Source organism: Variovorax frigidus, from assembly GCF_051216515.1.
Taxonomy (GTDB): domain Bacteria; phylum Pseudomonadota; class Gammaproteobacteria; order Burkholderiales; family Burkholderiaceae_C; genus Variovorax.
The window spans coordinates 343,246-365,749 of sequence record NZ_JBPJZF010000006.1 but is presented as its reverse complement, the minus strand read 5'-3'; the positions used below and the strand labels follow the sequence as shown (position 1 = coordinate 365,749).

24 protein-coding genes and 1 riboswitch are annotated in these 22,504 nt (G+C 68.4%); of the genes, 16 read left to right on the top strand and 8 right to left on the bottom strand.

What is annotated here, in order from left to right; genetic code table 11:
- The first annotated feature begins 309 nt into the window (after positions 1-309).
- The 6 genes from rpmH to ACSFBC_RS19775 all read left to right on the top strand — a co-directional run bounded on the left by rpmH (position 310) and on the right by ACSFBC_RS19775 (position 4,959).
- Positions 310-444: a 50S ribosomal protein L34 gene (gene rpmH / locus ACSFBC_RS19800; protein ID WP_007834827.1), complete on the top strand. Its 135-nt coding sequence runs from the start codon at positions 310-312 to the stop codon at positions 442-444.
- Positions 445-520: 76 nt separating this feature from the next.
- Positions 521-910, top strand: a complete 390-nt coding sequence (locus ACSFBC_RS19795) for a ribonuclease P protein component (RefSeq protein ID WP_435512061.1) — start codon at positions 521-523, stop codon at positions 908-910.
- Positions 907-1,191, top strand: coding sequence for a membrane protein insertion efficiency factor YidD (gene yidD / locus ACSFBC_RS19790; protein ID WP_435512060.1), 285 nt, complete (start codon positions 907-909; stop codon positions 1,189-1,191). Before ACSFBC_RS19795 ends, yidD begins: the two co-directional genes overlap by 4 nt.
- The gene (yidC, locus tag ACSFBC_RS19785; protein WP_435512059.1) at positions 1,188-2,930 is read left to right on the top strand and encodes a membrane protein insertase YidC; all 1,743 of its coding nucleotides are present in this window, start codon (positions 1,188-1,190) and stop codon (positions 2,928-2,930) included. The genes yidD and yidC overlap by 4 nt, the downstream gene beginning before the upstream one ends.
- A gap of 79 nt (positions 2,931-3,009) precedes the next feature.
- The gene (gene mnmE / locus ACSFBC_RS19780; protein WP_435512058.1) at positions 3,010-4,416 is read left to right on the top strand and encodes a tRNA uridine-5-carboxymethylaminomethyl(34) synthesis GTPase MnmE; all 1,407 of its coding nucleotides are present in this window, start codon (positions 3,010-3,012) and stop codon (positions 4,414-4,416) included.
- 75 nt (positions 4,417-4,491) lie between these two features.
- Positions 4,492-4,959, top strand: coding sequence for a Crp/Fnr family transcriptional regulator (locus tag ACSFBC_RS19775; RefSeq protein WP_435512057.1), 468 nt, complete (start codon positions 4,492-4,494; stop codon positions 4,957-4,959).
- 29 nt (positions 4,960-4,988) lie between these two features.
- Here ACSFBC_RS19775 and ACSFBC_RS19770 read toward each other — a convergent pair whose 3' ends face one another.
- Positions 4,989-6,974 carry a monovalent cation:proton antiporter family protein gene (locus ACSFBC_RS19770; protein ID WP_435512056.1) on the bottom strand — a complete coding sequence of 662 codons (1,986 nt, stop codon included), beginning with the start codon at positions 6,972-6,974 and terminating at the stop codon, positions 4,989-4,991.
- A 106-nt stretch (positions 6,975-7,080) separates the two neighbouring features.
- Here ACSFBC_RS19770 and ACSFBC_RS19765 point away from each other — a divergent pair, with 106 nt between their 5' ends.
- From ACSFBC_RS19765 to ACSFBC_RS19750, 4 genes are read left to right on the top strand one after another with little or no spacing between them, the layout of a single operon-like run.
- Positions 7,081-8,082: a KpsF/GutQ family sugar-phosphate isomerase gene (locus tag ACSFBC_RS19765; protein ID WP_435512055.1), complete on the top strand. Its 1,002-nt coding sequence runs from the start codon at positions 7,081-7,083 to the stop codon at positions 8,080-8,082.
- Positions 8,082-8,630 (top strand): KdsC family phosphatase, encoded by a 549-nt coding sequence (locus ACSFBC_RS19760; RefSeq protein ID WP_435512054.1) that lies wholly within the window; start codon positions 8,082-8,084, stop codon positions 8,628-8,630. Before ACSFBC_RS19765 ends, ACSFBC_RS19760 begins: the two co-directional genes overlap by 1 nt.
- Entirely contained in the window at positions 8,627-9,268 is a 642-nt protein-coding gene (lptC, locus tag ACSFBC_RS19755) for an LPS export ABC transporter periplasmic protein LptC (protein ID WP_435512053.1), read from the top strand. The genes ACSFBC_RS19760 and lptC overlap by 4 nt, the downstream gene beginning before the upstream one ends.
- A gap of 8 nt (positions 9,269-9,276) precedes the next feature.
- Positions 9,277-10,056 (top strand): SDR family oxidoreductase, encoded by a 780-nt coding sequence (locus tag ACSFBC_RS19750; RefSeq protein WP_435512052.1) that lies wholly within the window; start codon positions 9,277-9,279, stop codon positions 10,054-10,056.
- An 87-nt stretch (positions 10,057-10,143) separates the two neighbouring features.
- On the opposite strand, the gene ACSFBC_RS19745 is transcribed toward ACSFBC_RS19750, so the two are convergent.
- Positions 10,144-10,701 carry an RNA recognition motif domain-containing protein gene (locus ACSFBC_RS19745; protein WP_435512051.1) on the bottom strand — a complete coding sequence of 186 codons (558 nt, stop codon included), beginning with the start codon at positions 10,699-10,701 and terminating at the stop codon, positions 10,144-10,146.
- A gap of 248 nt (positions 10,702-10,949) precedes the next feature.
- A riboswitch (yybP-ykoY riboswitch) is annotated at positions 10,950-11,131 on the top strand.
- Positions 11,132-11,141: 10 nt separating this feature from the next.
- Here ACSFBC_RS19745 and ACSFBC_RS19740 point away from each other — a divergent pair.
- From ACSFBC_RS19740 to ACSFBC_RS19725, 4 genes are all read left to right on the top strand, one after another.
- A complete protein-coding gene (locus tag ACSFBC_RS19740; RefSeq protein WP_435512050.1) occupies positions 11,142-11,705 on the top strand; it encodes a TMEM165/GDT1 family protein in 564 nt (187 codons plus the stop codon).
- Between the two features lie 245 nt (positions 11,706-11,950).
- Complete coding sequence (metX, locus tag ACSFBC_RS19735; protein ID WP_435512049.1) at positions 11,951-13,180, top strand: homoserine O-acetyltransferase MetX; 1,230 nt, start codon at positions 11,951-11,953, stop codon at positions 13,178-13,180.
- A 141-nt stretch (positions 13,181-13,321) separates the two neighbouring features.
- Entirely contained in the window at positions 13,322-13,906 is a 585-nt protein-coding gene (metW, locus tag ACSFBC_RS19730; RefSeq protein ID WP_435512048.1) for a methionine biosynthesis protein MetW, read from the top strand.
- Positions 13,907-13,910: 4 nt separating this feature from the next.
- Positions 13,911-14,498, top strand: a complete 588-nt coding sequence (locus ACSFBC_RS19725) for an IMPACT family protein (protein WP_435512047.1) — start codon at positions 13,911-13,913, stop codon at positions 14,496-14,498.
- A gap of 12 nt (positions 14,499-14,510) precedes the next feature.
- On the opposite strand, the gene ACSFBC_RS19720 is transcribed toward ACSFBC_RS19725, so the two are convergent.
- Entirely contained in the window at positions 14,511-15,425 is a 915-nt protein-coding gene (locus tag ACSFBC_RS19720; protein WP_435512046.1) for an ion transporter, read from the bottom strand.
- A gap of 186 nt (positions 15,426-15,611) precedes the next feature.
- Here ACSFBC_RS19720 and ACSFBC_RS19715 point away from each other — a divergent pair, with 186 nt between their 5' ends.
- Positions 15,612-16,136 (top strand): bactofilin family protein, encoded by a 525-nt coding sequence (locus ACSFBC_RS19715; RefSeq protein WP_435512045.1) that lies wholly within the window; start codon positions 15,612-15,614, stop codon positions 16,134-16,136.
- 13 nt (positions 16,137-16,149) lie between these two features.
- Here ACSFBC_RS19715 and ACSFBC_RS19710 read toward each other — a convergent pair whose 3' ends face one another.
- Positions 16,150-16,965, bottom strand: a complete 816-nt coding sequence (locus ACSFBC_RS19710) for a DUF72 domain-containing protein (protein ID WP_435512044.1) — start codon at positions 16,963-16,965, stop codon at positions 16,150-16,152.
- Between the two features lie 107 nt (positions 16,966-17,072).
- Between ACSFBC_RS19710 and ACSFBC_RS19705 the strand changes: the two genes are divergently transcribed.
- Complete coding sequence (locus tag ACSFBC_RS19705) at positions 17,073-18,584, top strand: M20 family metallopeptidase (RefSeq protein WP_435512043.1); 1,512 nt, start codon at positions 17,073-17,075, stop codon at positions 18,582-18,584.
- A gap of 60 nt (positions 18,585-18,644) precedes the next feature.
- On the opposite strand, the gene ACSFBC_RS19700 is transcribed toward ACSFBC_RS19705, so the two are convergent.
- From ACSFBC_RS19700 to ACSFBC_RS19685, 4 genes are all read right to left on the bottom strand, one after another.
- Positions 18,645-19,079, bottom strand: a complete 435-nt coding sequence (locus tag ACSFBC_RS19700; protein WP_435512042.1) for a YidB family protein — start codon at positions 19,077-19,079, stop codon at positions 18,645-18,647.
- 113 nt (positions 19,080-19,192) lie between these two features.
- Positions 19,193-20,572, bottom strand: coding sequence for a M20/M25/M40 family metallo-hydrolase (locus ACSFBC_RS19695; protein WP_435512041.1), 1,380 nt, complete (start codon positions 20,570-20,572; stop codon positions 19,193-19,195).
- Positions 20,569-21,288, bottom strand: a complete 720-nt coding sequence (locus ACSFBC_RS19690; protein WP_435512040.1) for a 16S rRNA (uracil(1498)-N(3))-methyltransferase — start codon at positions 21,286-21,288, stop codon at positions 20,569-20,571. The genes ACSFBC_RS19695 and ACSFBC_RS19690 overlap by 4 nt, the downstream gene beginning before the upstream one ends.
- A gap of 1 nt (position 21,289) precedes the next feature.
- The gene (locus ACSFBC_RS19685) at positions 21,290-22,384 is read right to left on the bottom strand and encodes an aminoglycoside phosphotransferase family protein (protein WP_435512039.1); all 1,095 of its coding nucleotides are present in this window, start codon (positions 22,382-22,384) and stop codon (positions 21,290-21,292) included.
- Positions 22,385-22,504 lie beyond the last annotated feature (120 nt).

The window sequence follows — 22,504 nt, the reverse complement described above, 5'->3', positions numbered from 1 at the left end:
AAATGGGGGGTGTCCCTCGGTCATTTTCTGGTTGTCGTGTTGTGGATAGATGCTTCCGGGAAGCGCTTGGCATTCTAACTTGTCAAAGCCTTATCCACACCGTTGCGGGCACTCCCGCAAGCACCCACCGAAACCCCAGGTTTGGTGGTTCGTCAAATGTTTGCGATAATCTTCGGTTCCCCTGAAAGCCTCCTTTGTGTGTTTCGGGGCGATCCCGAAAAACCCGAATCGAGGGCATCGCCGCATGGCGTCCCAGACATTCCACCCGTCGCACCCAGGGGCACGCCCCGGGCGCCAGGAAACCTCATCATGAAACGCACTTACCAAGCTTCCAAAGTCCGCCGCGCCCGTACCCACGGCTTCCTGGTCCGCATGAAGACCCGCGGCGGCCGCGCCGTCATCAACGCACGCCGCGCCAAGGGCCGCAAGCGCCTGGCCGTCTAAGGCCCGGCAAGACGGCACTCCGCTCGACGTGCCGCCCGCGCCCGCAGCTCCCGTTGGTGTTTCGCGGCCGTCTTCCATGCAACGGCTGAAGACCCGCGCGCAGTTCCAGGCCGTCCTCGCCGGAGCCACCGTGGCGCGCACCACCCATTTCGCATTGCACCGCTGCGCACTCGATGCGCCGGCCGGTGCTGCGCCGCTGTTCGGTGTTGCACCGGACGTGTGGGTGGGGGCCATGGTGCCCAAGCGCTGGGCGCGCCGCGCGGTCACGCGCAATGCCATCAAGCGACAGATCTACACCATGAGCGCCTTGGCCGAGGCCTCGTTTCCGCATGCTGCGCATGTGGTGCGTCTGCGCGCCGGTTTCGATCGCAAGCAATTCGTGAGCGCCACTTCGGACAAGCTCAAGGCCGCCGTGCGCGCCGAACTCGAACAACTGCTTCAACGGGCCCGCGTGGCACGGCCATGATCCGGCGCCTGCTCATCGGCCTGGTCAAGGCCTACCGCCTGCTGTTGAGCCCCTGGCTCGGCCAGTCGTGCCGTTTCGAGCCCACCTGTTCGCGCTATGCCATCGAGGCGCTCGAAGTCCACGGTGCCGCCACCGGCAGCTACCTGACCCTGCGCCGTCTCGCGCGCTGCCAGCCCTGGTGCCAGGGCGGCCACGATCCGGTGCCTCCTTCGAAGGCCCAGCCTCCCGGTACCGGGACGCTGTTCTCCTTTCTCTCCTCCGACAAGAAGTCTTCTTCATGAACGATATTCGCCGCACCATCTTGCTGGTGATCTTTGGGTTCTCGCTGGTGATGCTGTGGGACCAATGGCAGGTCCACAACGGCCAGAAGCCGACCTTCCTGCCGGGCAAGCCGGTGGCCACCGCGCCTGCGACCCCCGCTTCGGGCAGCACGGCCCTGCCGGGTGCGGCGGGCGTGGCCGGCGTGCCGGGTGGTACGGCCACCGTGCCGACGCAGGGCGAGACGGCGGTCGGTGAAAAGGTGACGGTGTCCACCGACCTGTTCACCGCCGTGCTCGACGGCCAGGGCGGCACCTTGTCGAACCTGCAGCTGCGCAAGTACGACGACCAGACCAACCACAACGGCCTGATCGACACCTTCAAGCGCCTGATCGGCCAGCCGGTGCCGCCGAACGAGGTCAAGAACGTCACGTTGATGGAAGACGGCTCGCCCGCCACGCGCTACGTCGCGCAGACCGGCCTGCTCAACCCCGTCGACAGCGGCGCGCGCTTCCCGAACCACCTGAGCCTGATGACGGCCAAGGCCGGTCCGCGCGAAATGGCCGACGGCCAGAACTCGCTCGAGGTCTCCTTCGAATCGGAGCCCGCCGGCGGCCTCAAGTACGTCAAGACCTACCAGTTCCTGCGTGGCGACTACTCGATCCACGTCAAGCACCAGATCGTCAACGTGAGCGACAAGCCGCAGGACGCGCAGCTCTACCTGCAGCTGGTGCGTCACGGCACGGTCGCGGCTGGCACGATGTTCGGCACCAACACCTTCACCGGCCCGGCCTTCTACACCGACGAGAAGAAATTCCACAAGGTCGCGTTCACGGACATCACGAAGAACAAGACCGACCTGCCGCCGCCCGCCACCAACGGCTGGGTCGCGATGGTCCAGCACTACTTCGTGTCGGCCTGGTTGCTCAACGCACCGGACAGCGCGAACCTCAAGCGCGAGTTCCGCGCGGCCGACCTGGGCAACAACCTCTACTCGGCCGCCATGGTGCTGCCGCTGGCGCCGATCGCACCGGGCGCCACGCAGACCATCGACAGCAGCCTGTTCGCGGGCCCCGAAGAAGAGAAGAAGCTCGAGGCGCTCGCGCCCGGCCTCGAACTGGTCAAGGACTACGGCATCTTCACCATCATCTCGAAGCCGCTGTACTGGCTGCTGAACGAGTTGCACAGCCTGCTGGGCAACTGGGGCTGGTCCATCGTCGCGCTGGTGGTGCTGCTGAAGGCGGCCTTCTACTGGCTCAACGCCAAGGCCTACGCCAGCATGGCCAAGATGAAGGGCATCAACCCCAAGATCATGGAGATGCGCGCCCGTCTGAAGGACAAGCCGCAGGAGATGCAGCAGGAGATGATGCGCATCTACCGCGAGGAAAAGGTCAACCCGATGGGCGGCTGCTTCCCGATCGTGATCCAGATCCCGGTGTTCATCGCGCTCTACTGGGTGCTGCTGTCGTCGGTCGAAATGCGCCATGCGCCCTGGATCGGCTGGATCCAGGATCTCTCGGCACCCGATCCGTGGTTCATCCTGCCGGTCGTGATGACGCTGACCTCGCTGTTCCAGACCTGGCTCAACCCGACGCCGCCGGACCCGATGCAGGCCAAGCTGATGTGGATCATGCCGCTCGCGTTCAGCGTGATGTTCATCTTCTTCCCTGCCGGTCTGGTGCTGTACTGGATCACGAACAACGTGCTGTCGATCGCGCAGCAGTGGTTCATCAACAAGCGGCTGGGCGTGCTGGGCAAATAAGCCCGGCCTCTGCTCCCCGTTCCCCAAGGGCCGCGCAAGCGGCCCTTCTCGTTTCCAAGTCTGATGAAAGAATAGGCCCATGCTCGCTCGCACCTCCGACCCGATCGTCGCCATCGCCACGGCGCCCGGCCGCGGGGCCGTGGGCATCGTCCGGGTGTCCGGGCAGGGCCTCGGCCCGCTGGTCGCGGCGCTGTGTGCCAAGCCGCTCAGGCCGCGCGAGGCGACCTACCTGCCCTTTCGCGACGCGGCGGGCGAGGCCATCGACCACGGGCTGGCGCTGCACTTCCCGGCGCCGCATTCCTTCACCGGCGAAGACGTGCTGGAGTTGCAGGCGCATGGCGGCACCGTCGTGCTGCAGCTGCTGCTGTCGCGTTGCCTCGAGGCCGCGGCCGAAGTCGATCCCGCGACCGGCCGCCCGCGGCTGCGCGGCCTGCGCGTGGCCGAGCCGGGCGAGTTCAGCCAGCGTGCCTTCCTCAACGGCAAGGTCGACCTGGCGCAGGCCGAGGCCATCGCCGACCTGATCGACGCCAGCACCGAGGCGGCGGCCCGCAGCGCCGGGCGCTCGCTGTCGGGCGCTTTCTCGCGCGAGATCCACACGCTGCGCGACGCGTTGATCCATCTGCGCATGCTGGTCGAGGCCACGCTCGATTTCCCCGAGGAGGACATCGATTTCCTGCAGAAAGCCGACGCCACGGGCCAGCTCGCCGCCCTGCAGGCGCAGCTGGTGGCGGTGCGCCAGCGGGCGCGCCAGGGCGCGCTGCTGCGCGAGGGCATCAAGGTGGTGATCGCAGGGCAGCCCAACGCGGGCAAGAGCTCGCTGCTCAATGCGCTGGCCGGTGCCGAACTGGCCATCGTGAGCGCGGTCGCGGGCACCACGCGCGACGTGGTCTCGCAGACGCTGCAGATCCACGGTGTGCCGCTGCACGTGGCCGACACCGCGGGCCTGCGCGAAAGCAGCGACGAGGTCGAGCGGATCGGCGTGGCCCGTGCCTGGGACCAGATCGAGAGCGCCGACGCGGTGCTGTTCCTGCACGACCTCACGCGCGCCGACGCCCCCGACTACGCCCGGGCCGATGCCGACATCCTGCGCGCGCTGCGCGAGAAGCTGTCGGCCAGCGTGCCGGTGCTCGACGTCTGGAACAAGCAGGATGCCGCGAGCGCACCCGTGCCCGCCGACGGCCTCGCGCTGTCGGCCAAGACCGGCGTGGGCCTCGAGGCCCTGCGCATGCGGCTGCTCGAGGTGGCCGGCTGGCAGGCCGTGCCCGAGGGGCTCTACCTGGCGCGCGCGCGGCACGTCGACGCGCTGGGCCGCGTGGCCGTGCATCTGGACATCGCCGCGGCGCAGCTGGCGGCCCGCGTGCCCGCGCTCGACCTGCTGGCCGAAGAGCTGCGCCTGGCGCAGAACGCGCTCAACGAGATCACCGGCGAGTTCGGCTCGGACGACCTGCTGGGCGTCATTTTTTCCCGGTTCTGCATAGGAAAGTAGTACGTCTTAGCTCACATGTAGTAACATTTTGGGCTGCATTCCGCCGACTCCACTTTTGAACCAAGGGACCGTGCCATGGCCTCCGCGATCCAGACTCTTTGCGATGCGATCGCGCAGAACACCAGCTACGACGCCTTCACGCCCACGCTGAGTTCACCGCAGTGGGAGCTTCTGGCCGGCTACATGCAGCGCTTCGAACTCACGGCCGGTCAGACCTTGATCGACCAGGGCGCGAAGGACAGCACGGTGTTCCTGATCGAGAGCGGTGTGCTCAGCGTGCACCTCGCGGGCAGCAAGGGCCAGATGCAACTGGCGATCCTGAGCCCGGGTTCGGTGGTGGGTGAAGGCGCCTTTTTTTCCCGCTTGCCACGCTCCGCCCATGTGGTGGCCATTGCCGACTCGTGGGTCTGGCGGCTGACGCCGGGCCGTTTCACCGAACTGGCGAACCGCCAGCCCACCTTGGCGCTGGCGGTCGTGCAGGCCCTGGGCAGCGTCATCGCCAAGCGCATGGTCGATCGGCTCAAGCGGATCGCGGTGACCTGAAGCGGTCGCCGCCTTCTCGCGCCGAGGGCTCAGCCCTTCTGCAGCTTGTCGATCGCCACGGCCAGCGCGTCGGGCTTGCCTGACAGCACCAACGTGTCGGCGTCGCCCAACACCGTGTCGTCCACGGCCGGTGCAGCCACGCCGTTGCGGCGCCGGATGCCGACGATGCGCACGCCCACCGCGTCCAATGCCACCTGGCCGACCGTCTGACCGATGGCGCGCGCGCCGGTGCTCAGGGTGAAGCTGTTGAGCCGTGCGTGGTCCAGCTCGTCGGCCTTGTCGTCGTCGGCACCGTGGAAGTAGCCGCGCAGCAGGTTGTAGCGCGCATCGCGCTGGTCCTGCACCACCCGGATCACGCGCCGCATCGGCACGCCGACCAGTGCCAGCGCGTGGCTGGCCAGCATCAACGAGCCCTCGATGGCTTCGGGCACCACTTCGGTGGCGCCGGCGGCCTGCAGCTTTTCCAGATCGAGGTCGTCCTGCGTACGCACGATCACCGGCACCTGCGGCGCATGGGTGCGCGTGTTGGCCAGCACCTTGAGCGCGCCCTGCACGTCGAGGTAGGTCACGACCACCGCGCTGGCGCGCGCCAGGCCCGCGGCCATCAGCGCCTGCAGCCGTGCCGCGTCGCCGAACACCACCGAGTCGCCGGCGGCCGCGGCCTGGCGCACGCGGTCCGGGTCGAGGTCGAGCGCCATGTACGGAATGCCCTCGCGCTCGAGGATGCGCGCCAGGTTCTGGCCGCAGCGGCCGTAGCCGCAGATGATCACGTGCTGCGCCGTGTTGATGGTCTTGCGCGCAATGCTGGTCATCTGCAGCGACTGCTGCATCCAGTCGCTCGCCACCAGCTTGCGCACGATGGCGTTGCTGTACAGGATGATGAAGGGCGTGGCCAGCATCGACAGCACCATCGAGGCCAGCACCGGGTTGGCCAGCCAGGGCGGCAGCAGGCTGCGGTCCTGGGCCAGTGTGAGCAGCACGAAGCCGAACTCGCCGGCCTGCGCCAGGTAGAGGCCGGTGCGCAGCGACACGCCGGTGGTCGCGCCCAGGCTGCGCGCCAGCAGCGTGACCAGCCCGAGCTTGAAGGCCAGCGGCAGCACCAGCAGCACCGCCACCAGCAGCCAGCGCTCGACCACGATGTGCCAGTCGAGCGACATGCCGATGGTGATGAAGAACAGGCCCAGCAGCACATCGTGGAAAGGCCGGATGTCGGTCTCCACCTGGTGCTTGTATTCGGTTTCCGACACCAGCATCCCGGCGACGAAGGCGCCCAGCGCCAGGCTCAGGCCCGCGAGTTCGGTCAGCCAGGCCAGGCCCAGCGTGATCAGCAGCAGGTTGAGCATGAACAGCTCCTCGCTGCGCCGGCGCGCCACCAGCGTGAGCCACCAGCGCATCACGCGCGGCCCGCCGTAGAGCAGGATGCCGACCAGGAACACCGCCTTGGCCATGGCGATCGACAGCGCCTTGAACAGCGCCTCGGGCGGCGCACCCAGCGCGGGGATCAGCACCAGCAGCGGCACCACCGCCAGATCCTGGAACAGCAGCACACCCATCACGCGCTTGCCGTGCTCGCTTTCGAGCTCGAGCCGCTCGGCCATCAGCTTCACGACGATGGCGGTACTGCTCATCGTGAGCGCGCCGGACAGCGCCAGCGCGGTCTGCCAGCCGAGCTGCCAGGCCGGTGGCAGCAGGCGGGCGAGCAGCAGCGCGGCGACGGTGGCGATGCTCATCGTGAGCACCACCTGCATCAGCCCGAGCCCGAACACATGCTTGCGCATCGCGCGCAGCTTGGGCAGGCTGAACTCGAGCCCGATCACGAACATCAGGAACACCACGCCGAACTCGCCCAGGTGCCGGATGCCCTCGTTGTTCTGCGCCAGTGCCAAGGCGTGCGGCCCGATCAGGACACCCGCCGTGAGGTAGCCCAGCATCGGCGGCAGCTTGAGCGAACGGCAGATCACCACCCCGATCACCGCGGCCAGCAGGTACAACAGGGTGAGATCGAGGGAGGACATCACCCGATGCTAGCAAGGGCCATGCGCGGCACGCATCCGGGGCATCGCAAGGCCATGCGACGGCGCGGCGCGGGCCGCGGAGCCTCCGACCGATAAAATCCGGGCGATGAGCACCCGCCCCCCCCAGGCCTTCGCGGCCGACCCCGAGACGCTGTTGGCGCGGGCACGTACCACCTTCGAGATCGAAGCCGCCGCCGTGCTGGGGCTGAAGTCGCGCATCGGCCCCAGTTTCGTCGAGGCCGTGCACAAGATCCTGGCCGTGCGCGGCCGGGTCGTCGTGATGGGCATGGGCAAGAGCGGCCACGTGGGCCGCAAGATCGCCGCCACGCTGGCGTCGACCGGCACGCCGGCGATGTTCGTGCACCCGGCCGAAGCCAGCCATGGCGACCTGGGCATGATCAAGGCGGTGGACCTGGTGCTCGCGATTTCCAACAGCGGCGAGAGCGACGAGCTCGCTGCGATCCTGCCGGTCGTCAAGCGCCAGGGCGTGCCGCTGATCGCGATCACCGGCGGGGCCGGGTCGATGCTGGCGCGCCATGCCGACCTGGTGCTCGACAGCAGCGTCGAGAAGGAAGCCTGCCCGCTCAACCTCGCGCCCACCGCCAGCACCACCGCGCAGATGGCCATGGGCGACGCGCTCGCCGTCGCGCTGCTCGATGCGCGTGGTTTCGGTGCCGAGGACTTCGCGCGTTCGCACCCGGGCGGTGCGCTGGGCCGCAAGCTGCTCACGCTGGTCAGCGACCTGATGCGTTCGGGCGACCAGGTGCCGCGCATCGCGCCGAGCGCCGGCTTCAGCGAGCTGATGCGCGAGATGAGCTCCAAGGGCCTGGGCGCCGCCGCGGTGGTCGATACCGACGGCCGCGTGCAAGGCATCTTCACCGACGGTGACCTGCGCCGGCTGATCGAGACCGGCGCCGACCTGCGCTCGCTCAGCGCGGCCGACGTGATGCACCGCGCGCCGCGCACCATCCGCGCCGAGGCGCTGGGCGTCGAGGCCGCCGAACTCATGGAACAGCATCGCATCACCAGCGTGCTGGTGGTGGACGCGCAAAACGTGCTGGTCGGTGCCTTGAGCATCAACGATCTGATGCGCGCCAAGGTCATCTGATGGCCGAACGCTTCACGCCCGAGACCCTGCTCGCCGCACAGGACGTGCGCATCGCCTTCTTCGACATCGACGGCGTGCTGACCGACGGCGGCGTCTTCTTCAGCGAGCACGGCGAGACGCTCAAGCGCTTCAGCATCCTCGACGGCTACGGCCTGAAGCTGCTGCGCAAGGCCGGCATCGAGCCCGCGGTGATCACCGGGCGCGACTCCAAGCCGCTGCGCGTGCGGCTCGAGGCGCTGGGCATCGTGCATGTGCGCTACGGCACCGAAGACAAGCTGCCGGCCGCCGAGGCCATGCTGGCGCAGCTCGGTTTCGACTGGGCACGGGCGGCCGCCATCGGCGACGACTGGCCCGACCTGCCGGTGCTCGGGCGTGTCGGCTTCGCGGCCGCGCCGCCCAATGCGCACGCCGAAGTGCGCGCCCGCGTCCACCACGTGACCACCGCGCGTGGCGGCGAAGGTGCGGCGCGAGAGTTCTGCGACCTGCTGCTGACCGCCGGCGGCCACTACCGCCGCCTGCTCGACGCTGTCCTGGGGGCGGCCGCATGAAGGCCCCGCACCTGCTGCTGCGCGACGCGCTCGATCGCGTCACGATCTATCTTCCCGTCATCCTCACCGCCCTGCTCGCGCTCGGCACCTACTGGCTGGTGCGCAATGCGCCCAAGCTGCTGGAGCCCACCGTCAAGGAGGCGCCGACGCACGATCCGGACTACTTCATGCGCGGTTTCGTGGTGAAGAACTTCCTGCCGAGCGGGAACCTGCGCAGCGAGCTGTTCGGCAAGGAAGGGCGGCACTATCCGGACAACGACACGATGGAGGTCGACCAGGTGCGCATGCGCGCGATCTCGCCCGAGGGGCTGGTCACCCAGGCCACCGCCAACCGCGGCCTGTCCAACGGGGACGGCTCGGAGATCCAGCTGTTCGGCAATGCCGTGGTGGTGCGCGAAGCGGCCACCGGCGCCAGCGGGCGTGCCGTGCCCCGCCTCGAGTTTCGCGGCGAGTTCCTGCATGCCTACCTCGACACCGAGCGCGTCACGTCCAACAAGCCCGTCACGTTGATTCGCGGCACCGACCGGTTCACGGCCGACACGCTGGACTACGACAACCTGAGCGGCGTCGCCAACCTGCAGGGACGGGTGCGCGGCCAGCTGATGCCCTCGCCCGCCGCGATGCGGCCGGCGCGCTGAGATCCTGCATGGCCGGCGCCCCGCTCGTCTTCATCACCGGCGCCTCGAGCGGCATCGGCCAGGCGCTGGCGGCCCGTTTCTACGAGGCCGGCTACCGGCTGGCGCTGGTGGCGCGCCGCACCGCGGAGATCGAGGCCTGGGTCGCGGCCAAGGGCATCGCGGCCGACCGTTGCGCGATCTACGGTGCCGACGTGGCGCAGGTCGACGCGATCGCCGCCGCCGGTGCCCGCTGCATCGAGCGCCAGGGCCTGCCCGACGTGGTGATCGCAAATGCAGGCATCAGCGTGGGCATCGACACCGCCGACCGGGCCGATCTCGACGTGCTGGCGCAGACCTTCGCCGTCAACAACATCGGCCTGGCGGCCACCTTCCACCCCTTCGTCGCGGCGATGGCGGCGCGCGGCAGCGGCCGGCTGGTCGGCATCGGCAGCGTTGCGGCGATCCGCGGGCTGCCCGGCCACGGTGCCTACTGCGCCAGCAAGGCCGGCGTGGTCGCGTACTGCGAAAGCCTGCGCGGCGAGATGCGTGCCAGCGGGGTCAAGGTGGTGACGGTCTGCCCGGGCTACATCGACACGCCGCTGACGCAGGGCAACCGCTACGGCATGCCCTTCCTGATGCAGGCCGACGATTTCGCCGACCGGGCCTTCCGCACCATCGCGGCGGGGCACAGCTACCGCGTCATTCCCTGGCAGATGGGCGTGGTCGCCAAGCTGATGCGGCTGGTGCCGAACGCGCTGTTCGACCGCGCGGTGCAGGGCCGAGGCCGAAAGCGGCGACGCAGCGAGTAGCGCTCTTTCAGGCGCGCGGAGCCGGGTCCGACCGGACATGAAAAAAGCTCCCGAAGGAGCTTTTTTTCTGGGGTTGAACGCGGGAGTTCAGTAGCCGCCGTTGCCGCCACCACCACCGCCGTAACCGCCGCCGCCACCACCACCGCTGCGGCCACCGCCGCCGCGCGGGCCTGCGCCGTAGGGACTGCGGAAGCCGCCGTCGCCACCACCGCCCCCGCCGCTGCGACCACCGCCGCCGCCGCCGTAGCCACCACCACCGCCGCTGCGGCCGCCACCGCCACCGCCACCGTAGCCGCCGCCACCACTGCCGCCGCCGCCGTAGCCACCACCACCGCTGCCACCGCCGCCGTAACCACCGCCGCCGCCGCCACCCCCGCCGCTACGGGGCGGGCGGGCTTCCATCGGACGGGCTTCGTTGACCACGACGCTGCGGCCGCCCAGGGGCTGGCCGTTCATGCCGTTGACGGCGGCTTGCGCCTCCGCGTCGCTGCCCATCTCGACAAAGCCGAAGCCCTTCGAACGGCCGGTGTCGCGTTCCATCATGACCTTGGCGCTGGTGACCGAACCGAACTGGCCGAAGGCCTGCTCGAGATCGCCATCGCGGACGGAATACGGCAGGTTGCCGACGTACAGTTTGTTGCCCATTGAGGGACTCCTATAAACAATCAATGAAAGCGATGGAGTCCCGAAAGCACCAGTCCGGAGCGCATTCCGGGCCGCGCGAAACTGTCCGATCACCCAGTTGCCTCCCGGGAAAATTTGAAGGGAGGCTCGTGCATTATGGGTGAAATATGTGGCTTGAAAACAGGATTTGGGCCTTCGCACAAGCCCCGCGATAAATTTATAAGAAGCTAGCGCTTGCTCACAAATGGCGTTCGGCCGGTGTTTAGAATCGCCGGGTCATTGGGGAGTAGCCGCCTTCCATCGCGAGAAGGGTTTGCGTCAACAGACTTGTCCTGCCCCACGCAGGACATGGCGTAAACGGTAGAGAACTTGGCGAGACCTTTGACCATGCAGCTTCGGAATTTGGCCGAAGGCGCTGCATGGTCAATTGCGTCCTTCGGCCCAAGGAACCCACGTTCATCATGGAAGCTTTTCTCGTCGCCACCGGCATCGTTGCCCTGGCGGAAATGGGCGACAAGACCCAACTCCTGGCCCTCGTCCTCGCGGCGCGGTTCCGCAAGCCCTGGCCCATCGTGCTGGGCATCTTCGCCGCCACCATCGTCAACCACGCACTCGCCGGCGCGGTCGGCACCTTCGTCACGCAATGGCTCGGGCCGACCACCTTGCGCTGGCTGCTGGGCGGTTCCTTCATCGCGATGGCGGTCTGGATGCTGATCCCCGACAAGCTCGACGAAGAGGACACCGGCGTGCGCTCCCACTTCGGCGTGTTCGGCACCACGGTCGTGGCCTTCTTCCTGGCCGAGATGGGCGACAAGACGCAGATCGCGACCGTGATGCTCGCGGCGCGCTTCGTGCACGACTATCTCGGCGTGGTGGCCGGCACCACCCTCGGCATGATGCTGGCCAACGCCCCCGTGGTCTTCCTGGGCGAACGCATCATGCGGCACGTGCCGATCAAGCTGGTCCACGGCATCTCGGCCGCGATCTTCCTCGTGCTGGGCATCGTCATGATCGTGGGCTGGTAGTCCGCCCCCCCGGACTTCCCCCTTCCCTTCCTTTCTTTTTCAGAAACACCGCGGAACCGGCTTCGCCGGGCCGCTGGTGTTGCCCCCCGGAGGGGGGTGGGAGGAGCGACACGAAGTGCGCGGAGCCTGGGGGGATATACTCGTTCTGCGCCGATTTGCTACAGCTTGCGGGCGCTTAACAAATTCAGCTAAAGACCGTGGCCGACCCGGCTCGTTTTTTGGCGAGGCCGGGTTTTTCTTTGTCCATGTCTTCCTCCCTCGAAGCCGTTTCCCAGTCGATGTCCTTCCCGGGGCCGCTGCCCCTGCGCAGCGGTGCGTCGCTTGGCGACTACATGCTGGCCTACGAGACCTACGGCACGCTCAACGCCGAGCGCAGCAACGCGGTGCTGGTGTGCCATGCGCTGAATGCCTCGCACCACCTGGCAGGCGTGTACGCCGGCCAGCCCAAGTCCGAGGGCTGGTGGGACAACATGATCGGCCCGGGCAAGCCGCTCGACACCGACCGCTTCTTCGTGATCGGCGTCAACAACCTCGGCTCCTGCTTCGGTTCGACCGGCCCGATGCACACCGACCCCGCCACCGGCCGCGTCTACGGCGCCGACTTCCCGGTCGTCACGGTCGAGGACTGGGTCGACGCGCAGGCCGCGCTGCTCGATGCGCTGGGCATCCGGACGCTGGCCGCCGTGATGGGCGGCAGCCTGGGCGGCATGCAGGCGCTGTCGTGGACGCTGCAGTACCCCGATCGCGTGCGCAACGCGGTGGTGGTGGCGAGCGCGCCCAACCTCACGGCCGAGAACATCGCGTTCAACGAAGTGGCGCGGCGCGCGATCGTGACCGACCCCGATTTCCATGGCGGCCATTTCTACGAACACGGCGTGATCCCCAAGCGTGGACTGCGCATCGCACGCATGATCGGCCACATCACCTACCTCAGCGACGACGTCATGAACGCCAAGTTCGGCCGCGAATTGCAGTCCAAGACCCCCACGCTCCCCGCTGCGCGTGGTTCGCTGCCCCCCAAGGGGGCGCTCGCGCCTCGGGGCGGCCCAGCGGCGCTCGGCGCGGTCGAGGGCGAGCTGGCCGGCACCGCCTACCGCTACTCGACGCAGGAGATCGAGTTCCAGATCGAGAGCTACCTGCGCTACCAGGGCGACAAGTTCAGCGAGTACTTCGATGCCAACACCTACCTGCTGATCACGCGCGCGCTCGACTATTTCGATCCGGCGCGCGAGCACGGCGGCGACCTGACCCGGGCCTTCGCGCGGGCCAGCGCCAAGTTCCTGCTGGTCAGCTTCACCACCGACTGGCGCTTCTCGCCCAAGCGCAGCCGTGAGCTGGTCAAGGCGCTGCTCGACAACCGGCGCAGCGTGAGCTATGCGGAGATCGACGCGCCGCACGGGCACGACGCCTTCCTGCTCGACGACGTGCGCTACATGGGCGTGGTGCGCTCTTATTTCGAGCGCGTCGAGATATGACCCACCCCCGAAGCGCCTGCGGCGCCTCCCCCTCAAGGGGGCGACACCAGCGGCCTGGCAAAGCCAGTTCCGCGGTGTCCCTGGAATGGCTGACCCGGATTTCTGCCTCGCGGCGGGCGCCCAGCGTGATGGAAAACTGAAATGAGCGACTCTGACACCCAACGCCTGATCGCCCGTCTGGTGCCCGAAGGCGCGCGCGTGCTCGACCTCGGTTGCGGCGACGGCGCCCTGCTCGACCTGCTGCAGCGCGAGCGTGGCTGCACCGGCTACGGCGTGGAGATCGCCGACGGCAACGTGCTGCAGTGCATCCGCCGCGGCGTCGACGTGATCCAGCTCAACCTCGACGAAGGCCTGGCGATGTTCGACGACGCCACCTTCGACGTGGTGCTGCAGATCGACACGCTGCAGCACCTGCGCAACGCCGAGGTCATGCTGCGCGAGACCGCGCGCGTGGGCCGCATCGGCATCGTCGCGTTTCCCAATTTCGCGCACTGGCCCAACCGCCTGAGCATCGCGCGCGGTCGCATGCCGGTGACGCGCCGGCTGCCCTACCAGTGGTACGACACGCCCAACATCCGGGTCGGCACCTTCAAGGACTTCGAGGTGCTGGCAGAAAAGAACCGGCTGCGCGTGCTCGATGCCTTCGGCGTGCAGCAGGACCGCGAGGTGCGCTGGCTGCCCAACGCGCGCGCCGGCACGGCCGTCTTCAAGTTCGAACGCGCCTGAGGCCGTGGCGCAGACGCTGGCCGGCGCGGTGCACAGCGAGCTCTCGATCAGGAAGAGCCGCTTCATCGGCTGCGTGCAGCCGGTCGCCGACCGCGAGGCCGCGCTGCAGATCGTGGCCGCGCTGCGCGCGCAGCATCCGGGCGCGGCCCACGTTTGCTGGGCGTTGATGGCCGGCGGCCAGTCGGCGGCCAACGACGACGGCGAACCGGGCGGCACCGCCGGCCGGCCCATGCTCGAGGTGTTGCGCCACCAGGAACTCGAAGGCGTGCTCGCCACCGTGGTGCGCTACTTCGGCGGCGTGAAGCTGGGCGCGGGCGGCCTGGTGCGGGCCTACACCGACGCCGTGGCGCAGGCGCTGCTGGGCGCCGCCAAGCTGCCGCTGCAACGGCTGCGCATGTGTTGCTGCGCCGTGCCCTATGCGATGGAAGGTGCGCTGCGGCGTGAGCTGGCGGCCGCCGGCGCCACGCTCCGTGCTGTCGAGCATGGCTCGCTGGTCGCGCTGCAGTTCAGCGTGGTCGAGGCCGATGCGCCCGCGCTGGTGCGGCGCATCGACGATCTCACACAGGGTCGCGCGGACTGGCGCGAGGCCTGAGGAAGAAACACTTCAGCCGAGCGATGTGCCACAGCGGCGGCAGAAGCGCGCATCGGCCGCATGGCCCTCGGCGCCGCAAGCGGTGCAGAGCGTCGCGGCGTCCGCCAGCAGGCCGCGGCCGATGAATCCTTCAGACGCCGCATCGCGCCCGTGCCGCACCATCTCCGCCGACACGATGCCGGTGGGCACGGCCAGCACGCCCCAGCCCAGCAGCATCATCAGCGAGGCGATCGCGCGGCCGATGTCGGTCTTGGGCACCAGGTCGCCGAAACCGACCGTGGTCATCGTCGAGATGGCCCAGTAGATCGCCACCGGGATGCTGGTGAAGCCGTGCTGCGGCCCTTCGACCACGTACATCAGCGTGCCCAGCACCAGCACGACCATGAAGACGAAGCCGACGAAGACCATGATCTTGCGGCGGCTGGCCGCGAGCGCGGTGGCCAGCGCGCGGTACTCGGCCGCATAGCGCGACATCTTGAAGATGCGGAACACGCGCAGCAGCCGCAGGATGCGCACGTCGATCAGCACCGACAGCCCCGGCACCAGGATCGCGAGGTAGGTGGGCAGCAGCGCCAGCAGGTCGATCACGCCGTAGAAGCTGCGCGCATAGCGCAGCGGCCGCCCGAGGCAGGCGAGCCGTGCGATGTATTCAAGCGTGAAGACGATGGTGAAGACCCACTCGAAGACGCCGAACACCTCGCCCCAGCGCGCGCGGATCGGCTGCACGCTGTCGAGCATCACCACCAGCACGCTGAACAGGATGACCGCGATCAGCAGCAGGTCGAAGGCGCGGCCGGCACGGGTCTCCGACTCGAAGATCACTGAATAGAGTCGCAGCCGCCAGCCGTGCGTGGGCTTGCCGAAGCGCGCCTCGTCGCTGGGTTGGAGGTGCGTTGTACTGCCGCTGGGCAAGGGCTTTGGAGGCATGGCTTGGTGTTCGATGGAATCGCAGGCATTGTGGGGGCTGCGCCTGTGGCGCGATGTGGCGCCCCATCGAATTCAAAAGTTCGCAAAGGGATGGCTGGGAATGGATTCGTTACCAATCTTTCTCAAAGAATTGCCACCAGCGGCCACATGCTTCTTACGATAGGCCGTTTCCCAGAGGAGTAAGTCTTGGCTTCACAGTCCCCCTTCTTCGGCAAGCGTGACCGCGACACCGACAACTTCAGTTCCCGTCCTGCACCGCTCGTCGGCGCCGGCACCAACCTCGCAGGTACGCCCGTCAATCCCTCGTCTCTCACCCCCGGCGCCTCCAGCGTCGCCGCCGCCGCACCGGCGGTCAAAGAGGGCGGCAGCAAGCTGACCGTCGGCCCGAACATCAAGCTCAAGGGCGTGGAGATCACCGACTGCGACACGCTCGTGGTCGAAGGCATGGTCGAGGCCACCATGGACTCGCGCGTGATCCAGATCGCCGAACAGGGCGAGTTCAAGGGCTCGGCCGAAATCGACATCGCCGAGATCCGCGGCGTGTTCGACGGCAACCTCACGGTGCGCGAAAAGCTCGTGATCCACTCGACCGGCAAGGTCACCGGCAAGATCCGCTACGGCAAGATCGTGATCGAAGAAGGCGGCCAGCTGTCGGGCGAGATCAGCTTCGGCACTTCTGAAAGCAAGAAGCCCGGCCTGCAGGCTGCCTGATGCGTCTGCGGGGTCAAGCCCGCAGTTTCGCCAGCAGAGCCTCCGCCGCAGCGGGGGCTTTTTCTTTGGCGCCGTTGATGAAGAAGACGAACACCTCGCGCGTCTTTGCCGCGACGTCGTCGACGCCTTCCACCCGCGGCAGCCCGGTGGGTGTGCCGCCCTCGGCCCACCGCATCGCATGGCCGGTCCAGGCCGTCAGCGCCTTGGGGGCATAGCCGTTCTTGAGCTTCGCGTCGCTGTTCATGAGCCGCGCATAGGCGAAGTCGGCCGTGAGGTTGGCGAAGGACGGAAACTTCGGCGAGTCGGTGAACACCGTCGCCACGCCGTGCCCGCGCGCCAGCGCCAGGTATTCGGGCGTCATGAAGCTCTCGTGCCGCACGTCCATCACGTGGCGCAGCGTGCGGCTGCCCTCTTTTTTGGGCAGCAATGCGAGGAAGGCCGCGAAGTCCTCCGCATCGAACACCTTGGTCGGCATGAACTGCCAGACGATCGGGCCCAGCTTGTCTTTCAACTCGGCAACGCCGCTGTCGACGAAGCGCGCGATCGATTCGCCCGCGCCGGCCAGCAGCTTGCGGTTGGTGGCGAAGCGCGAGGCCTTGAGCGAGAACACGAAGTCCTCGGGCGTCTCGTCGTGCCACTTGCGGAAGCTCTCGGGCTTCATCGTGCTGTAGTAGGTGCCGTTGACCTCGATCGCCGTGACCTGCCGGCTGGCGTAGTGCAGTTCTTGCTTCTGCGGCAGGTCGGCCGGATAGAAGTTGTCGCGCCAGGGTTCGAAGGTCCACCCACCGATGCCCACACGGATGCCGGGCGTCACCTTGCTGCTGCTCATCGCGTTCCTTCCGACTTGTCGGGTTTGGGACTGCGCACTCTACGCGGCGGGGCCGCAGGTGCAAAATGCTTTTTTCCCCCGACGATCCCTTTGCGCGGAGACCCCCGATGAACGCCCCCCTGCACCGTGAAATGCCCGCCGGCCTGCTCGACGCCGACCGTGCCCTGTCCGAAGTCTCCGCCAAATGGGACACCGACATCCTGCGTCAGCTCACCGACTACATCGCGATCCCCGCCAAGTCGCCGGGCTTCGACAAGGACTGGTCGGCCAACGGCTACCTGGACACGGTGCTGCGCAATGCCGCGACCTGGGTCGAGGCGCAGAAGATCGAGGGCCTGAAGCTCGAGATCGTTCGCCTCGAGGGCCGCACGCCGGTGCTGTTCTTCGAAGTGCCGGCCACCGGCACCGACATGAAGGAAACCGTGCTGATGTACGGCCACCTCGACAAGCAGCCCGAGTTCACCGGCTGGCGCAACGACCTCGGCCCCTGGGCGCCCAAGTACGAGAACGGCCTGCTCTACGGCCGCGGCGGTGCCGACGACGGCTACGCGGTCTATGCCAGCGTCGCGGCGCTGCAGGCCCTCAAGAGCCAGGGCGCCGCGCACCCGCGCATCGTCGGCCTGATCGAGACCTGCGAGGAAAGCGGCTCCTACGACCTGCTGCCCTACGTCAACGCGCTCAGGCACCGGCTCGGCGAGGTCGGGCTGGTGATCTGCCTGGACTCCGGCGCCGGCAACTACGACCAGCTCTGGCTCACGACTTCGCTGCGCGGCCTCGCGGGCGGCACGCTCAAGGTCGAGGTGCTGACCGAAGGCATCCACTCGGGAGACGCCTCCGGCCTGGTGCCCTCGAGCTTCCGCATCATGCGGCAGGTGCTCGACCGGCTCGAGGACAGCGCCACCGGCCGCCTGCTGCCGGCCAGCTTCCATTGCGAAGTGCCGCCCGATCGCCTGGCGCAGGCCAAGGCCACGGCCGCCATCCTCGGCGACGAACTGTTCAAGCGCTTCCCCTGGGCCCACGCCGACTGCGGCGGCTCGAGCACCTTCACGCTGCCCACCACCAGCGACCCGGTCGAGGCACTGCTCAACCGCACCTGGCGGCCCGCGCTGTCGGTCGTCGGTGCAGAGGGCTTCCCCGCGCCCAAGGACGCGGGCAACGTGCTGCGCCCTTACACCGCCTTCAAGCTCTCGCTGCGGCTGCCGCCGCTGGTCGATGCCGAAAAGGCGGTGCAGGAGCTCAAGGCCCTGCTCGAAGACAACGCGCCCTACCAGGCCAAGGTCACCTTCGAAGGTGGCGGCGGCGCCACCGGCTGGAATGCGCCCGAGATCACGCCCTGGTTCGAACAGGCGCTGCACACCGCGTCGCGCGCGCACTTCGGCGCGCCCTGCGGCTACATCGGCCAGGGCGGCACGATCCCGCTGATGAACATGCTGAGCGCGGGCTTCCCGACCGCGCAGATGATGGTCTGCGGCGTGCTCGGCCCGAAGAGCAATGCGCACGGCCCCAACGAGTTCCTGCACGTGCCCTACGCGAAGAAGCTCACGGCCGCGGTGGCCGAGGTGATCGCGGCGCTGCCGGTGGCGCACAAGGCGTCGCAGGCCGAGCCCACGACGGCCTGAGGCCAAAAAAAAGCGCCCCGAGGGGCGCCGTACCGAAGCTGCCGACTTCTCTCAGCCTGTTCAGCGTTTCTGCAGCAGGCCACTCAGCGAAGACAGCAGGTCTTCGTTGGTGTTCAGCCCCTCGTCGGGAACCTTGCCGTTCGGCGTGAGCTGGTCGATCAGCGAGGGCAGCATCGTGGCGAGCATCGGCAGCAGCATGGCCGCGTTGATGCCCAGCTTGTCGGCGATGCTCGAGACCACGTCGCTGCCGAGCACCTCGTTCAGCTGCCCGCCCGACACTGGCGCGTTGTCGCCCTTGCCGATCCAGGAGCCGATGACGTCGCCCATCCCGGCCTGCTCGAACTTCGAGACCAGGCCTCCCAGCCCACCTTGCTGTCCGTTGTTCGCCAGCAGCCCGCCGAGTGCCTCGGCCAAGCCGCCTGCATCGCCGAGTCCGCCGGACTTCTGTGCCGCGCCGCCGAGCACCTGACCGAGTACCGAGTCGAGCAATCCCATGGTTTTTCCTTGAAGTTTCTGTTGTGTGACAGTACCGCAGCGATTGTGCTCGGCCGCTGCGAAGAATGAAACAGATCGTAGTCAGGCGATCGGCGTTCCCGTGCGAAATTCCTTCACGGCGGCAGGCGTTTTGCCAGCAGCGGGGCGCTCACGCCGTGCACGCCGACCAGGCCCAGCACCGTGAGCAGCGAGTTCTGCGCCCCGCGCCAGGCCTCGTGCAGGTCGATCCATTCGTCCAGCGCGTGGAAGCCGCCGGTCAGTCCGCCGCCGCCCACCACGATGGCCGGAATGCCCAGCGACATCGGCACGTTGGCGTCGGTGCTGCCGCCGCGGAACACGGTGCGGCGGCCGAAGGCGGTGTTGGCGCGCACCGCGGCCTCGACGATCGGCGCATCGGACGGCGTGCGACCGCCCGGCCGGTCGCCGATCAGCCGGCTCGACACGCGCAGCGTGTCCACGCCCCAGCGCTGGTTCTCCTCGCGCACCGCGGCATCGATGGCCGCGAAGATCTTCTTCTCGGTGGCCAGCAGCGGCCCGTTCGCGTCGGAACGGATGTCGATCGCCATGCGGGCCTGTGCGGCGATGGTGTTGACCGAGGTGCCGCCACCGACGGTGCCCACCGTGAAGGTGGTGCGCGGAAAGCGCGGCGTCTTGAGGTCGGCGATCTTGGCGATCGCGCGGCCCATGCCGTGGATCGCGCTCGGCACGCGGCCGAAGGCGCCGAAGCTGTGGCCGCCCGGGCCGTCGAAGGTCACTTCGTAGCGACGGCTCGCGGTGCCGAAGACCAGCACGCTGCCCTCCGGCGCGGGCTCGAGGGCCACCAGGCCGTCGATCTCCGGGTGCTCGGCGAAAATGCGCTTCATGCCGCGCAGGTTGCCGAGTTCTTCCTCGCCGACATTGGCGGCGAACAGCAGGTCGCCCTCGGTCTGGACCTGCTGCTCGTTGAGCACGCGCAGCCATGACAGCAGCACCGCGAGGCCGCGCGTGTTGTCCGAGATGCCGGGCGCATAGAGCCGGCCGTCGCGTTCCTTGATCGTGACGTCGGTGCCGGCCGGAAACACCGTGTCGAGGTGAGCCGAGACCAGCAGCGTCGGCCCGTTGCCGCGGCCCTTGCGCAGGCCCAGCACGTTGCCTTCGGCGTCGATGCGGGCATCGACGAGGCCCAGCGCCTTCAGGCGCGCCAGGAAGGCCTCGGCACGCGCCTGCTCCTTGAACGGCGGCGCCTCGATCTCGGTGAGCCGCCGCAGGTCGACGCCCGCGCGCGGATGGTCGTCGCGCACTGCGTCGAGCAGCCGCTGCACGGCCGGCGAGGCCATCAACTGGACATAGGCGCGGTCGACCTCGGGCCGCACGGGGGCCGGCACGGCGCTGCGGGAATGCAGGTACTGCGAATGCGCGGCGGCGGCCACGCAGAGCCCCGCGAGCCAGATCGACACCGCCCCGGCGGCCCGGCACTTGCTGCGAAACGGCGTGCTTCGCAGCGTGCCGCTCATGCGCCGCCCAGGAGCGTCAACGCGGCCAGCGCGGCGGTCTCTGCGCGCAGCACGCGCGGTCCGAGCCGGGCCGGAAGGAAGCCGCTCTCCAGCGCGCGTGCTTCTTCGGTCGTGCTCAGGCCGCCTTCGGGGCCGCTCAGGATGCGCCAGGCCGACGCTGCGTGTTCGTTCGCGAGCGCAGTCAGCGGTCGGGTGCCGGGCACCAGGCTGAGCACGGCGCGCTGTGCGCCATCGTCGGAGGCCGCCACCCAGTCGGCGAAGCTGCGCACCGGATGGATCACGGGCACGCGGTTGCGGCCGCATTGCTCGCAGGCCGCGATCGCGATCGCTTCCCAGTGCGCGCGTTTCTTCTCGGCGCGCTCGGCCGCCAGCCGCAGCACTCCATGCGCGGTGACCAGCGGCTGGATGCTCGCGACGCCGAGTTCGGTGGCCTTCTCGACCAGCCAGTCCATGCGGTCGTTGGCCGGCATGCCCGGCGCGAGATGCACCGCGGTGGCGGCCTCGCGCTCGACCGGGTCGTGCGCGCCGACGTTGACCGTGACTTCGCTGCGGCCCATGTGCTCGACCGTGGCCGCGTACTCGCCGCCCCGGCCGTCGAACAGCGTGAGCGCATCGCCCGGCTGCAGCCGCAGCACCTGTACGTGGCGTGCCGCACCCGGCGGCAAGGCGAGCGTGACGTCGGCGCTCAGCGGAAAGGCGCAATGGAAGCGCGCCACCTCAGACCCGGCCGTAGGCGAAACCGACAGCCGCCTGCGTGCCTTCGATCTCGTCGATGGCGCGCAGCAGCGGCGTGAGCTGCGTGTAGCGGCTGGCGGTGGCGCGGATGTAAGCGATGAAACGAGGCGTGTCGGCCAGATAGCGGGGCTTGCCGTCGCGCAGCGTGAGCCGAGCGAAGATGCCGGCCACCTTGAGATGGCGCTGCAGGCCCATCCATTCGACGGCTTTGTAGAAGGCGCCGAAGTCCTCGTCGACCGGCAGCCCGGCCTTGCGCGCCTGCTCCCAGTAGCGCACCGTGATGTCGAGCACGAAGTCCTCGTCCCAGCTCAGGAAGGCATCGCGCAGCAGGCTGGCGATGTCGTAGGTGATGGGGCCGTAGACGGCGTCCTGGAAGTCGAGCACCCCGAGCGAATCCTGCGATTCGCTCGACACCATCAGATTGCGCGGCATGAAGTCGCGGTGGACGTAGACGCTGGGCGATGCGAGGTTGTTCTCGACGAGCGCATTGAAACTGCGCTCGAGCCGCTCCTTGAGCTTGCCCTCGATCGCGACACCGCGGTGGCGCGTGACGTACCACTCGGGGAACAGCGCCAACTCCCGCTCGAGCAGGGTCCGGTCGTAGGGCGGCAGCACACCGGGCTTCGAGGCCAGTTGCCAGGCGATGAGCGCGTCGATGGCCTGGGCATAGAGCGGCCGGCTGGCATCGGCGTTGGCCGGATCGATCACGTCGAGCATGGTCTGGCGGCCGAGGTCGTCCAGCAGCATGAAGCCCGCGGCCTTGTCCCATTCGAGCACCTCGGGCGCCTTCACGCCGGCGGCGTGCAGCAGGCCCGCGATGTGCACGAAGGGCGCGCTGTCTTCCTTCTTGGGCGGTGCGTCCATCACGATGCGCGACCGCGCTGTGCCGTCGAGTCCGTCGATCCGGAAGTAGCGCCGGAAACTGGCGTCGGCCGAGGCCAGCCGGACCGTGTCCGGCTTCAGTCCGTGGGCGGGCGCGATGCGCAAAAGCCAGGCGGCGAAGGCCGCTGCGCGGTCCGGGTCGTCCCAGAGGATGGGGGGGGCGGCGTCGACGGACGGAATCAGGGATGCGGTCATGGATAATCGATTCTACAAATCCGCGCCTGGCGGACCCCACGGCAGCCGCTCCCCTCGGGGTCCCGCTCTTTCTCTGGCCGACGCCCTTTCGACGATTGCTGACTTCCCTGCCCATGTCCG